We start from the raw sequence: 13,601 nt of genomic DNA, 5'->3' as shown, positions 1-13,601 counted from the left end.
GATTAGAGCGCCTGGAGCAGCGTAGCGAGGTGCTGATTAATACGCTGCTGGTTAAATTCAGTTTCCACTTTCTGGCGCGCCTGGGCGATGACCGGCGTCAGCTCCTGTGGCTGCATGGCGCTAAAGGCGGCAAGCTGATCGGCCAGCGCGGCGGCGTCGTTTTCCGGCACCAGCCAGCCGGAATGCCCGGCATCCACCAGTTCAGGAATGCCGCTGTGAAGGGTAGAGATAACCGGAATGCCTACCGCCATCGCCTCCATTAACGCGACCGGAATTCCTTCCATATCGCCGTCCGCGCCGGTCACCGAGGGCAGCAAAAAGAGATCGGCCTCATCCAGCATCGCTTTCACCTCATGGCTCGGCTTAAAGCCCGGCATGTCGATAAAGGCTTCCAGCTGATACTGCTCGATAAGGGTGCGCAGACGCCGCTCCCAGGGGCCGATGCCGAGAATACGGTAGCGGAAGGGGACGCCGCGCGCTTTAAGCAGGCGGCAGGCTTCGATGGCGACATGCAGCCCCTTTTTCTCGGTCAGACGGGCCACCGAAATGATCTCCAGCGGCGAGCCGGGGGCGCGCACCGGGCGCAGGCTAAAGCGCGCCATATCGACCCCCATACGTGAGACGGCGATCTTTTCTGTCGGGCAACCCATGGTGCGCAACCGGCTGGCCCACAGTTCGCTAATGGGTAGCATCAGATCGCCGCGGCGAAAGAGCTGCTGATATTCGGGGGTATAGTGGTCCAGCACCGCCCGGCTCGATACATCGATGCCGTGAAACACGGTGGCGATTTTACCTTCCAGCATCCCCAGCTCGCGCAGCTTGGCCGCGGTTACGCCCGCCGGGCCGAAATGGGCGATAAAGACATCGGCGCGAAAAACCCGCGGCGCCAGGCCGCAAATAGCGGGCAGAATCAGGTTACGCGCCTCATCGCCGTAGCGCGCCAGGTTCATCGCTTTCCAGGTGGCGGCGCGGCCTGCGCCACGCAAAATCGCCCTGCCGCGATAGCCCAGTTTTGCCAGCTTGCCGTTCGGCTCATCCAGCAGCCAGTGGGTCTTTTCCGCCAGCCGGTACTCTGTCCAGGCGCTGTGGGTGTTGTTTAAATCGCCTTTTTGCAGCGCGACGATTTCGACCTCAAAGCCCATATTGATAAAGGCGACAATCTGGTTAAGCACAAACGTCTCGGAAGAGAGCGGAAATTTCAGCAGGAAAAAGCTGACTTTCATTTTCCCTCCCGTACGCGATCCAGTACCGATTTCACCATTACCTGCCCTTTCTCGCGCTCTGCGGCGACCGCTGTCGCCAGGCGGGCGTTAAGCGCAGGGAGCTGGCCCAGGGTATCCGCGGCCATTGCCGCCAGCGAGCCGTCCAGCAGGTGGCGAATATCCACCGCCATCTCCGGCATCCCGAGCTGCTGCATAATCCCGGCGGATTTGTGCTCATAGTTAATGGCGATGGCAGGCGTGCCGAAGTTCATCGAGATAATGGCCGAGTGCAGGCGGGTGCCGACGGTCAGGTCACAGGCGGCGAGGATTTTGCCCATCTCCAGATCGTTGAGTTCGTCCATCACCACATGGTAGCGGGACGGGTCGCTGATATGCTGGCGCAGGTTCAGCGCCACCATACGGTCGTCTTTGTTGTAGCTGTCGATACCGGTACAGGTGGAGAGGGCTATCACCTGCCAGCCCGCGTCAATAATGCGGTTGACCACCCCGGCGAAGGCTTTTTCATAGGCCTGCTGGGTGGTGTTCAACCGCTTATCGAACGGCGCAAGTTCGCGCAGGGTGATGGCGACGGTCTTCTGTTTCGCCGCCACATCCAGCCAGTGGCGTACGGCGTAGCTGGGGGTGAAGTGGCTGTCGTCTTCCACCAGCCAGGCGGTATCAATGCCCTGCTCTACTTTCGCAGTGGTGATGTCGCTCTGTTTCATCAGGTTAAGGCTGACGCTTTCGCGCAGGATCAGCGCATCGCAGTGGCCGAAGACGTAGTTCGCCAACTGGTTAAACTGCGGGTCCTGGAAGGGGCCGACGCTGTGTCCCACCATATAGAGCGGCTTTTTCGCCATAAAAGTGCACAGGGCATGTTCAAACTGCGGCACGCCGTAGAGGTCAACGAAAAACGAACCGCCAACCTGGATGATGGCGTCATAGCCCGACAGCAGGCGGACGAAATCGGTAAAGCCCTGCGCGATGGCGATATTGCGCAGTTTGCCGCTGTCGGTCACGCGTGAGAGCAGTACCTGATGCTGGTAGCGACGGCGCAGCACCTTTTTTACCCGCCCCATCAGCCCGGCGGCGTTGTTGTGGGCTTTCATCTGGCTGTAAAGGGGGTCGCCCATCACCGGACGGTTCAGCAGCCAGGAGGAGCTTACCGGGTAGCGGCTCATCACATCCACTTCCGCCTGGGGTTCGATGCGCGCAATAGCGTCAAGCAGACCACGCAGGATGGCGCTATCGCCACGGTTGCCGCAGGTGTGGTTGCCTAAAATTAATAATTTCATAACTGACCTCTTAAAAAAGTAAACTCACCCTGCCCGCATTAGCGTTTTCATTTTTTCACTGCGGCAAAACTGACGTTTCATCTCCACCACCAGCGCATTGCGCGACAGGATAATCATCACCGCGAAGGCCAGCGCGCCGGCCAGCACCTGCACGATAAGCAGCGTGGCGGTGGGCAGACGGCTATCCAGCGCCAGTCCAAGCCCGTAGCTGACCGCAAGCGTCGGCAATGAGAGATAAAACGGCAGCCACAGGCTCAGCATGTACTGACGGTAGCTGGAGCCGAGAACCGGCTTAATCATCACGAAGTAGCTCAGAACGGTGTTGATAATCTGCACCAGCAGGAAGCCCAGCGTGACGCCGATGGCCCCCGCCAGGTGGCCGCCGATAATGATGGCCGGAATAAAGAGAAAGGTTTTAAAGACGTTGAATTTGAAACTGATATCGACCCGTGCTTTCGCCATCAGCAGCGAACCGATAGGGTTGCCGACCGAACGCAGCAGGCCAACGATGCACAGCAGTTGCAGGATGGGCACGATGCTGTTCCACTTCTCGCCGAACACCAGCGGCACAAAATTGTTCGCCACCACCAGCAGCCCCAGCAGAATAGGAAAGTTAATAATTCCCACAATCGAAAGCAGCTTGTAGAAGTTCAGGCGCAGCTTCGCCGTGTCGTCCTGAATTTTGGCGAACGCCGGGAACAGCACGCGCGTGATAATCGGATTGAGCTTCATGGGCGGCACAACCGCCACGTTGTAGGCCAGGTTATAGCCCCCGGCGACGCTTGCGCCGAGAATGCGCGCCAGTACCAGCGTGGAGAGGTTGGTATTGATGTAGTTGATAATGCTGTCTGCCGTCAGCCATGCGCCGAACTTAAGGTTGGCGCTGACGGACGCCAGCGAGAAGTGCAGGCCGGGGCGATAGATTTTGCGGCCAAAGTAGCCGAACAGCAGCGTGCGGACGGTGCTGTTGACCAGATAACCGAGAATGGCGGTCATCGCCACCGGCCAGAAGTGGGCGCTGACCACCGTAAAGGTGAAGCCCGCCAGTACCGCGCTGGTCTCAATCATGCCTATTTTGTTGAACTCCAGCTCCTTTTGCATCAGCGCGCGGAACTGCTGGCCGTGCGGGATCACCACAAAAGCCAGCGACAGCGTTTTGATAAGCGGCGACAGGTCCGGGTTATGCAGCACCCCGGCAATCAGGTCGCTGGCGGCGAAAATCGCCGCGCAGACCACCAGCCCTAGCCCGACATTCAGCCAGTAGAGGGTGGTCAGCTCCAGATGGCTAATCTCTTTGCGCTGGATGATGGAGTTGGCGATGCCGAAGTCGGACAGGGTATCCGCCAGGGCGATAATCACCAGCGAAACGGTCAGCAGGCCGAACTGGTGGTTATCGATAATGCGCGCCAGCACCGTCATCTGCACCAGCCCAAGGCCGATGATGATGATGGTCGCCATCGCCGACCATTTGGCGCCGCTGATGGTTTTCTCACGTAAGCTCACGGCTCGCTCCCTAATACGCCGCTTTGTTAACAAAGCCTTTGAAGATGGTCAGAAAAACAATCTTGATATCGAACCAGAGGCTCCATTCGCGGATGTACTCCAGGTCAAACTCAATGCGTTTTTCCATTTTTTCCAGCGTATCTGTCTCGCCGCGCCAGCCGTTAATCTGCGCCCAGCCGGTGATGCCCGGTTTCACTTTGTGGCGCAGCATGTAGCCTTCAATCAGCTGACGGTACTGCTCATTGTGCGCCACCGCGTGCGGGCGTGGCCCGACAATGGACATCCCGCCAGTCAGCACATTAATGAACTGCGGCAGCTCATCAAGGGAGGTGCGGCGCAGGAAGCTGCCCACTTTGGTTACCCGGGGGTCGTTCTGCGTTGCCTGGGTCACCACCTTGTCGTTTTCCATGACCTTCATGGAGCGGAACTTCCACACCATAATCGGCTTCCCGTCCATTCCGTAGCGGGTCTGGCGGAAGATAACCGGGCCGGGAGAGGAGATTTTTACCGCCAGCGAGATAGCCACCAGCACCGGCGAGATCAGCATCAGGATCAGCGACGACAGCACGATATCTTCAAGCCGTTTCAGCACGCGGTTAATGCCCGACAGCGGCGTGTCGTACAGCGGCACCACCGGCACGCCGTTCACCTCTTCAATACGCGAGTGCAGAATATTAAAGGTGAAGACGTCAGGGATAAGGATCACCGAGCAGGTGGTATCCGCCAGCGCGCGCACCAGCGATTTGATGCGTTCGGCGTCGTTCATCGACATCGCGATATAGACGTTATGGATCTTGCCGCTGTGAGCGTCTGCCAGCAGCTGGTCAAAGTTGCCTACCCAGTCATTGCTGACGCCTTCAGGTTTCGCATCGTGGTAAACGCCGACCACTTCAAACCCGAGCCACGGCTCGTTGCGAAAACCGTTAAGCAGCGACTGGCCTGAGGGTAAATCCCCCGCCACCGCGACCCGACGGGTGTTGTAGCCGTGGTTGCGCAGCCAGCCTGCGCCAAAGCGGATAACGCCACGGCAGAGCACCAGCCCCAGGCTGCCCAGCAGATACCAGGCGAAATAGATGCCGAAGGGGTTGCTGATATCGCTACTGAACGCCAGCAGACCCGCGCTAAAGATTAGGCTCAGGGTCCAGTTTTGCAGCAGCAGCACCAGTTCGGTGATAAAGCGCACTCCGCGCCAGGAGCGGTAAAAATCGGTCATACCGCCGATCATCTGGAAAACCACCAGCGTAGTCAGCGCCATCAGCAGATGCTGGTAAAAGAAGGGCAACGCGTTGACCACACAGACGACCCAAAGCCCGCCAAACATAATGGTGATGTCGGAAAAACGCTGCACGATAGAGATCAACGATGCATTCGTTCTGGCCCGGTCGCGCTTTTTTAGATTTGTCATCGTTTTACCTGTTTATAAGTTTCTGGCGTGTTGTCTCCCCACTCCTGCCCTCTCCTTATGGGAGAGGGCCAGGATGAGGGGAAGAACAGCAGAAACGTCGGTTACTGATTCAACAGCGTCAGAATGTCCTGCGTTCGCGCCTCCATCAGCGCCGCGTCGCCGCGTGACTCTACGTTAAGGCGCACCACCGGCTCGGTGTTTGAGGAGCGCAAATTGAAACGCCAGTCGGGGAACGCAAGGCTGATACCGTCAGTGCGGTCCACGCTCAGGGCGTTGCGGGAAAACTGGGCTTCGACACGGGCGATTGCCGCCGCGGGTTCGGCAAGCTTGAGGTTGATCTCGCCGCTTGCCGGGAAGGCCGCCATCCGATCGCGCACCAGTTCCGCCAGCGTTTTGCCTTTCAGGCACAGCAGTTCAGCCACCAGCAGCCAGGGGATCATGCCGCTGTCGCAGTAGGCAAAATCACGGAAATAGTGGTGGGCGCTCATCTCGCCGCCGTAGATGGCGTCCTCTTCACGCATCCGCTCTTTGATAAAGGCATGGCCGGTTTTGGACATGACCGGTTCGCCGCCGGCGCGGGTGACGACATCCACCGTGTTCCAGGAGAGGCGCGGGTCGTGAATGATCTTCGCACCGGGGTGTTTTTCGAGGAACGCCTGCGCCAGCAGCCCGACAATGTAGTAACCCTCGATAAACTGCCCGTCGCCGTCAAACAGGAAGCAGCGGTCAAAATCGCCGTCAAAGGCAATGCCCATATCGGCGCGGTGTTCGATAACCGCGTTGCGGGTGTCGTCGCGGCACTCCGGCAGCAGCGGGTTAGGAATACCGTTAGGGAAGTTGCCGTCCGGGGTGTTGTGGACTTTGATAAACTCAACCGGCACGCCCTGCGCCTTAAAGCGCGCCTCGATGGCGTCCACCACCGGGCCTGCCGCGCCGTTACCGGAATTGACCACCAGCCTGAGAGGCGTAAGGTTTGCGGTATCGATATAGCTCAGCAGGTGGTCAATGTAAGCATCGCGCAGGTTGATCTGCTGGTAGCTGCCGCGCTTTTGCGCATTGACCGGCGGGAAGTCGTTAGCCTCCGCCAGGCGCTGTACATCGCGCAGGCCGGTGTCGCCGCTGATGGGGCGCGCGCCCTTGCGCACCAGCTTCATGCCGTTATAGTCCATCGGGTTGTGGCTGGCGGTCACTTCTATGCCGCCGTCTACGCCCAGATGAAAGGTGGCGAAGTAGATCTCTTCGGTGCCGGAAAGCCCGATATCCAGCACGTCCACCCCCGCATCCTGTAACCCTTTTGCCAGCGCCAGCTTTAACGCTTCGCTGGTCAGGCGGACATCGCCGCCCAGTACGATGGTTTTGGGTTTTAAATATTCGCCGTACGCGCGGCCAATTCTCCAGGCAATCTCTTCATTCAGCTCTTCGCCCAGCTTGCCGCGAATATCGTAGGCTTTAAAACAGGTTAATTTTGTCATCTTTTTACCCTTTTTCAGGCAACAGTTAGCCCTCTCCCGACAGGAGAAAATTCATGCTTAATTAATCAGGCGTTATACGCGGCCGTAGCGGTCCTCAAACCGCACCACATCATCTTCTTCCAGGTACGAACCGGAGCGCACCTCAATCAGGTCGAGCGGGATCTTGCCGGGGTTCTCCAGGCAGTGACGCGCGCCGAGCGGGATGTAGACCGACTCGTTTTCGCCCAGTAGCTTCACCTCGTCATTGATGGTGACTTTGGCGGTGCCCGCTACCACCACCCAGTGTTCAGCCCGGTGGTGGTGCATCTGCACCGACAGCCCTTCGCCGGGCTTAACGGTGATACGCTTAACCTGATAACGATCGCCCGCGTCGATGGAGTCATATTTGCCCCACGGGCGGTACACTTCGCGGTGAATATGGTGCTCATGGCGGCCATCGGCTTTGATCTGCTCCACCACCTTTTTGACATCCTGAACGTGGTTGCGATCGGCAATCAGCACCGCGTCTTTGGTCTGTACCACTACCAGGTCTTTCACCCCGACGGTCGTCACCAGCCCCGATTCGGCGTAAACAAAGCTGTTTTCCGTCTCATGGGTGATAACGTCGCCGTGATGGACGTTGCCTTCCGGGGTATGGGCGCTGATCTCCCACAGGGAAGACCAGGAGCCGACATCGCTCCAGCCCGCGTCCATCGGGACAACGACCGCGTCGGCGGTCTTTTCCATCACCGCGTAGTCGATAGATTCGTCGGGACAGGCAAGGAACGCCTCTTCATTAACGCGGATAAAGTCGAGATCCGGGTCGGTGGCGCTCATGGCCTGTTCGCAGGCGGCATAGATATCCGGGCGGAATTTTTGCAGCTCTTCCAGATAGCGGCCGGCGCGGAACAGAAACATGCCGCTGTTCCAGTAGTACTCGCCGCTTGCCACGTAGGCCTGCGCAGTCTCTACGTTGGGTTTCTCCACAAACTGGGCGACGTTAAAGGCGACCGCGTCTTCGCGGCCCTCGCACAACTCGCCGCGGCGGATGTAGCCATAGCCGGTTTCGGGCAGGTCCGGCACGATGCCAAAGGTCACCAGCTTGCCCTGCTCCGCCCAGGGCAGCGCCTGGCGTACCGAGGAGCGAAACGCCTCTTCATCCTGAATCACATGGTCCGCCGCCAGTACCAGCATCAGCGGGTCCGTTTGCGGGTTGTGGCGTTTTACCGCCATTGCCGCCAGCGCGATGGCGGGCGCGGTGTTACGCCCGGCAGGTTCCAGAATAATGTTCTCGGTCAGCTTATTAAGTTCACGCAGCTGCTCGGCAACGATAAAGCGGTGCTGTTCATTACAGATAACCACCGGGCTTTCGCACTCAACCCCTTCCAGGCGGCAAACGGTGGTCTGCAGCATGGAGAGATCCCCTTTCAGGCATAGAAATTGTTTTGGATAGAGCACGCGCGACAGCGGCCACAGGCGGCTGCCGGAGCCGCCAGCCATCACGACAGGATACAGTTGCGTTTGACTCATGATTTATCCCCATTCCCTTCGTAATTCAGACGTTCGGACGCAGACGTAACGGGCGCTGCGCCAGTCGGATCGCTCCGGGAAATATCAGCCATAAACTGGGTTAACACGCTCTCTTTATCGAGCATGCGTTCGGCATATTCGCGCGCCACCGCATTGTTTTTGGGCATCAGCAGCGCCTGCGCGATGCCTGACGTCAGCGCCGCAACGGACTCCGGCTCGACGCAAACGGCGATGCCCGGCGAGGCAAGGCACAGCTGGCCCAGCTCGGTTGTCGCTTCGGCGGTGATAACGGCATTGCCCCCCGCCGCCAGAATATTGGTCAGTTTCGAAGGCAGAACGGCATCTGCCGCGCCCCGTTTCTGAATAACCAGATGGCAGTCCGCCATCGAAAGCAGCGCTGGCAGGGCGTCATAGGGCTGCAGCGGGAAGAATTTCACATTCTCAAGCCCCAGTTGCCGGGCCTGTTTCTCCAGCCGCGCCTTGCCGCCGCCCTGACCGACAATCACAAACAGCCAGGGCTTATCGCGCAGCTCCGCCGCCGCCGCGATAACATTTTCCAGCCCCTGCTTTTCGCCAATGTTGCCGGAGTAGAGCACGATCTTTTTCTCTTCCGGCAGCCCAAGCTGCGCGCGCAGCGCGGCAACCTTCGCCGCATCGACTTCGCGGAAGCGGGCCACTTCTGACCAGTTAGGGAAGAAAATTAGCCGCTGTGCCGCCACCCCTTTCTCCCGGGCTTTATTGATCATTGAGCGAGAGATAGTGGAAACATTGTCGACGTTGAGCAGGTTGCGGCGCTCAAAGGCGGTAGCCAGTTTTCCTACCATGCCGCCTTTGCCTTTACCGGCCATGCCCAGACCGAGCATGGCGTCTACTTCATAATCCTGAATGTGCACCAGCGTGCGCGCGCCGGTCAGTTTTGCCAGCAGCCGCATACCCGGCGTACAAAACAGGGTTGGCACCACGCCAATGATGCGATCCGGCTTCCAGCGACGCTGGGCCATCAGCGGGAAAAAGCTGCTCACGGCGAAACTGGTGAGATGAATCAGTCGTTTTACCGTTGAGGGCTGCTTCGGCACGTACAGCGGGCAGCGCCAGACGGTAGCGGCGCCCGTTTCCCGACGCCAGCGCCAGGCCGAATAGCCCTCGCCGGTCTGCCATTCGGGGTAGTAAGGCGGCGCGGTGATAACCCGCACGTCGTGCCCCTGCTGCGCCATCCACTCGACCATTTCGCCGGTGTATTTACCGATACCGGTCAGCTCCGGCGAGTAGTTGATGCCGTACACAAGAATTTTCATAAGCCCGGTACTCCCGGCGCGTCGCGGAAGTAGGCGCGGCTGTTTTCGTGCACCAGCGGGTCGGTCAGCAGCGCCTCGGGCGTCACCCAGCGGTAGTCGTCATGCTGCTCCTGCGGCAGCGTCAGGGTCGGCGCGTCCACCCGCAGGCGAAAACCCAGCACAATGTAATGGGTGGTGAAGTCGCTACCGGAGAAGTTGTCGTCATAGAAGTGCTGCCAGACGCCGTAAAACTGGCCTGCCGACATCGGCAGGCGCACGCCCAGTTCAGCCAGCGTCAGGCGTTCAAACGCGGCGGTCAGCGGCTCATCTTTTTGCACCCGGCCGCCGGGTACAAACCAGTACCCCTGTGCCGGACGGTTAGTGCGCTTGCCGAGCAAATACTCGCCGCGGTCGTTCTCAACGATAAGATCGATCGAGACCAGCGGGGTTGAGCGCACTACGGTGGCAAAATCTTCTGGACGTAAAAACATCATTACCCCCGAAACCGTTGCTGGTTTTCGAGAAACCACTGGTAAGTGCTGGCAAGCCCCTGCTCCAGTGAAATTTCGTGATACCAGCCAAGGGCGTGCAGACGGGTGACGTCCAGCAGCTTGCGCGGCGTGCCGTCGGGCTTGGTGGCATCGAAGACCACCCGGCCTTTGTAGCCGACAACCTGAGCGATGGTCTGCGCCAGCTCGCGGATAGTGCAGTCGATACCGGTACCGACGTTAATGTGCGACAGCATCGGCTCGGTGTTCTCCTGCCAGACTTCGCGGTCCAGCTCCATCACATGAATGCTGGCCGCCGCCATATCGTCGACGTGCAGGAACTCGCGCATCGGCGTGCCGCTGCCCCACACCACCACATCCGGCGCGTTGCCCAGCGTCGCCTCATGGAAGCGTCTGAGCAGCGCCGGAATAACATGCGAATTGCTGGGGTGGAAGTTATCGTTCGGCCCGTACAGGTTGGTGGGCATCACCGAGCGATAATCGCGGTTGTACTGACGGTTGTACGATTCGCACAGCTTGATCCCGGCAATTTTGGCAATCGCGTAGGGCTCGTTAGTGGCTTCAAGCGTGCCCTGCAGCAGTTCGCTCTCGGCCATCGGCTGTTTCGCCAGCTTCGGGTAGATACAGGATGAACCAAGGAACAGCAGCTTATTCACGTCGTTGAGGTGCGCGGCGTGAATGATGTTGCTCTCGATCATCATGTTCTCGTAGATGAAATCCGCCGGGTAGGTATTATTGGCGACAATACCGCCCACTTTTGCCGCCGCCAGATAGACCTGATCGATACGTTCGCTGGCGAAGAACGCCTGCACCGCCTGGGCGTCAAGCAGGTTCAGCTCTTCACGGCTGCGCAGTACCAGCTCCACGTCGTCGCGCGACGCAAGCAGGCGGACGATGGCGGACCCCACCATGCCGCGGTGTCCCGCGACAAAGATACGTTTTTTCGTCATGCTCAGGACTCCAGCGCGATGGCCACCTCGTAACCGTGGGCCTTAAGCAACGAGTGTTTTTTCGCCGCTTCGAGATCTTTCGCGACCATTTCAGAGACCATCTCCTGCAGGGTGGTTTCTGGTTTCCAGCCCAGTTTTTCATGCGCTTTGGTCGGGTCGCCCAGCAGGGTTTCCACTTCCGCAGGACGGAAGTAGCGCGGGTCAACGGCAACAATCACATCGCCGGGTTTAACACCCGGGGCGTCATGACCGGTCACCGAGACCACAATGCCCTTCTCTTCCACGCCGGTGCCTTCAAAGCGCAGTTTGATACCCAGCTGCGCCGCCGCCATTTCGACAAACTGGCGAACGGAGTACTGCACGCCGGTGGCGATAACGAAATCTTCCGGTTTTTCCTGTTGCAGCATCATCCACTGCATTTTCACGTAATCTTTGGCGTGACCCCAGTCGCGCAGGGAGTCCATATTGCCGAGGTACAGGCAGGACTCCAGCCCCTGAGCAATGTTGGCAATCGCACGGGTGATTTTGCGGGTTACGAAAGTTTCGCCGCGGCGCGGGGATTCGTGGTTGAACAGAATGCCGTTGCAGGCGTACATGCCGTAAGATTCACGGTAGTTCACGGTGATCCAGTAGGCGTACAGCTTGGCGACCGCATACGGCGAGCGCGGGTAGAACGGGGTGGTCTCTTTCTGCGGGATCTCCTGCACCAGGCCGTACAGCTCGGAGGTAGACGCCTGGTAAAAACGGGTTTTCTTCTCAAGGCCTAAGAAGCGAATCGCCTCCAGCAGACGCAGCGTGCCCATGGCATCAACGTCGGCAGTATATTCCGGTGATTCAAAAGAGACCGCTACGTGACTCATCGCCCCCAGGTTGTAGACCTCATCCGGCTGCACTTCCTGCAGGATACGGGTCAGGTTGGAGGTGTCGGTCAGGTCGCCATAGTGCAGATGAAACTTCGGATTGCTGGTATGCGGATCCTGATAGATATGGTCCACACGCTCGGTATTGAACGAAGAGGCGCGACGTTTAATACCGTGCACTTCATAGCCTTTCTCCAGCAGGAGTTCCGCCAGATAAGAACCATCCTGCCCGGTTACGCCGGTAATGAGAGCGACTTTAGACATGTTTATTTTCTCCAGACTTATCAGAAGTTATGAGTTTCTACGCGTTGGCGTATCACCACTGCCGGATTGCCCCGGCAAATCATGTTTGCCGGAAGCGTTTTAAAAACGCTGCTGCGCGCGCCGACGACCGTTCCGTCGCCGATATGCACGCCGGGGGCGACAAAAACATCCGTCGCCAGCCAGCATTTCTCGCCAATCACGATTGGCGTCGCGTTAATATCAAAATGTTTACTGGCGTAATCATGGCTGCCGGTGCACAAATAACATTTCTGCGAAATCACCGAATTAGCGCCGACAGTAATATCACCAAGGGTGTATAAAACCGCGTCATCCCCTACCCAGCTATAATCGCCAAGGGTGAGTTTCCACGGGTACGTTATTTTTACTGAAGGGCGAATCACTACGTTTTTTCCGATTTTTGCGCCGAATAAACGCAGCAGAAAAGCGCGCCAGCGATACATTATTTGTGGCGACCACGCGAATAATGTTGCCTGCACCGCCCACCACAGTTGAACCTTAATAGCACTGCCGCCCCGAAAGCCTTTCGGCACGGAGAATCCGTTTAATTCCTGCATCGTTTTTCCTTATATTTATACTTTATGCTTTGTTATATAAGGCTTTAGCTTTGCCGGTGGTGCGTAAGCGCAGCAGATAAGATAATTGCGCCCAGAAGCCCGGCACATGTAATATTTTGCGCTGAACGTCACGAGCATCCCTGCATAATTCAAGGTTATTCGACGTTGACACGCCGCCCATCGAAAATTCAGAGACCAGGCCATGCAGGCGTTTAAAGGGATAGCCCGCTTTAAACATTCTGGCGGCCAGCGCGTAATCGGAAGAGACTTTATATTGCAAATCGTAGGGGTAGGTTTTAAGGCCGCTCACCGGGAAAAATATTGCCTGATGGCTGGCCGGCAGGCTGTGGTAAATATACCAGCCGCTTTTTGCGCTGCGGCGAATTTTGCTGCCGTCGCCGAAATCTAACAGCGCGTCGCCAATGTACATGGCATTATCTTTTTTCTGCGCCAGCTGGCGAATGACATCTACGCTTTCCGGATGCAGGATGTCACCGGAGTTAAGGAACAGCGCGAAGTGGCCGTCAGCCATCTTAATGCCCTTGTTCATCGCGTCGTAAATGCCGTTATCTTTTTCGCTTACAAAGCGTAAGTGGTACTGACCGTTAAGGTTTTCCAGAAATTCCGCAGTACCGTCGGCCGAACCGCCATCGATAACAATCCATTCGAAGGCGATGTCCTGCGCCTGGGCCAGATGGGCCAGCGACGCATAGGTTTTCTTCACGCCGTCAAAATTACGAAACGCGACGGTAATAATGCTTAGTAGCATGAGCCCCACCTCAT

General features: G+C 58.0%; 12 protein-coding genes. All 12 read right to left on the bottom strand.

Annotation, left to right across the window (positions count from 1 at the left end):
* Positions 1-2: 2 nt before the first annotated feature.
* Positions 3-1,223 (bottom strand): colanic acid biosynthesis glycosyltransferase WcaL, encoded by a 1,221-nt coding sequence (gene wcaL / locus ENTHG_RS02585; RefSeq protein WP_044173161.1) that lies wholly within the window; start codon positions 1,221-1,223, stop codon positions 3-5.
* A complete protein-coding gene (wcaK, locus tag ENTHG_RS02580; RefSeq protein ID WP_044173159.1) occupies positions 1,220-2,497 on the bottom strand; it encodes a colanic acid biosynthesis pyruvyl transferase WcaK in 1,278 nt (425 codons plus the stop codon). Before wcaK ends, wcaL begins: the two co-directional genes overlap by 4 nt.
* A gap of 24 nt (positions 2,498-2,521) precedes the next feature.
* Positions 2,522-4,000: a colanic acid undecaprenyl disphosphate flippase WzxC gene (gene wzxC, locus ENTHG_RS02575; RefSeq protein ID WP_044173157.1), complete on the bottom strand. Its 1,479-nt coding sequence runs from the start codon at positions 3,998-4,000 to the stop codon at positions 2,522-2,524.
* Positions 4,001-4,010: 10 nt separating this feature from the next.
* Positions 4,011-5,405 carry an undecaprenyl-phosphate glucose phosphotransferase gene (gene wcaJ / locus ENTHG_RS02570; RefSeq protein ID WP_044173155.1) on the bottom strand — a complete coding sequence of 465 codons (1,395 nt, stop codon included), beginning with the start codon at positions 5,403-5,405 and terminating at the stop codon, positions 4,011-4,013.
* 101 nt (positions 5,406-5,506) lie between these two features.
* A complete protein-coding gene (gene cpsG / locus ENTHG_RS02565; protein WP_044173153.1) occupies positions 5,507-6,877 on the bottom strand; it encodes a colanic acid biosynthesis phosphomannomutase CpsG in 1,371 nt (456 codons plus the stop codon).
* 72 nt (positions 6,878-6,949) lie between these two features.
* Complete coding sequence (cpsB, locus tag ENTHG_RS02560; protein WP_044173150.1) at positions 6,950-8,386, bottom strand: mannose-1-phosphate guanyltransferase; 1,437 nt, start codon at positions 8,384-8,386, stop codon at positions 6,950-6,952.
* Positions 8,383-9,681: a colanic acid biosynthesis fucosyltransferase WcaI gene (gene wcaI, locus ENTHG_RS02555; RefSeq protein ID WP_044173148.1), complete on the bottom strand. Its 1,299-nt coding sequence runs from the start codon at positions 9,679-9,681 to the stop codon at positions 8,383-8,385. The genes cpsB and wcaI overlap by 4 nt, the downstream gene beginning before the upstream one ends.
* A complete protein-coding gene (locus ENTHG_RS02550; RefSeq protein ID WP_044173146.1) occupies positions 9,678-10,151 on the bottom strand; it encodes a GDP-mannose mannosyl hydrolase in 474 nt (157 codons plus the stop codon). The genes wcaI and ENTHG_RS02550 overlap by 4 nt, the downstream gene beginning before the upstream one ends.
* Before the next feature lie 2 nt (positions 10,152-10,153).
* Positions 10,154-11,119, bottom strand: a complete 966-nt coding sequence (gene fcl / locus ENTHG_RS02545) for a GDP-L-fucose synthase (protein ID WP_044173144.1) — start codon at positions 11,117-11,119, stop codon at positions 10,154-10,156.
* Between the two features lie 2 nt (positions 11,120-11,121).
* Positions 11,122-12,243 carry a GDP-mannose 4,6-dehydratase gene (gmd, locus tag ENTHG_RS02540; protein WP_044173143.1) on the bottom strand — a complete coding sequence of 374 codons (1,122 nt, stop codon included), beginning with the start codon at positions 12,241-12,243 and terminating at the stop codon, positions 11,122-11,124.
* A 20-nt stretch (positions 12,244-12,263) separates the two neighbouring features.
* On the bottom strand, positions 12,264-12,818 hold the full coding sequence (wcaF, locus tag ENTHG_RS02535) for a colanic acid biosynthesis acetyltransferase WcaF (protein ID WP_044173141.1): 555 nt from the start codon (positions 12,816-12,818) through the stop codon (positions 12,264-12,266).
* 22 nt (positions 12,819-12,840) lie between these two features.
* Positions 12,841-13,587, bottom strand: coding sequence for a colanic acid biosynthesis glycosyltransferase WcaE (wcaE, locus tag ENTHG_RS02530; RefSeq protein ID WP_044173139.1), 747 nt, complete (start codon positions 13,585-13,587; stop codon positions 12,841-12,843).
* Between the last annotated feature and the right edge of the window lie 14 nt (positions 13,588-13,601).

Origin of the sequence: Phytobacter massiliensis JC163, from assembly GCF_000321045.1 — a bacterium.
Lineage (GTDB): Bacteria > Pseudomonadota > Gammaproteobacteria > Enterobacterales > Enterobacteriaceae > Phytobacter_A > Phytobacter_A massiliensis.
The sequence above is the reverse complement of the archived record's forward strand: the minus strand, read 5'-3'. Positions and strand labels throughout refer to the sequence as shown.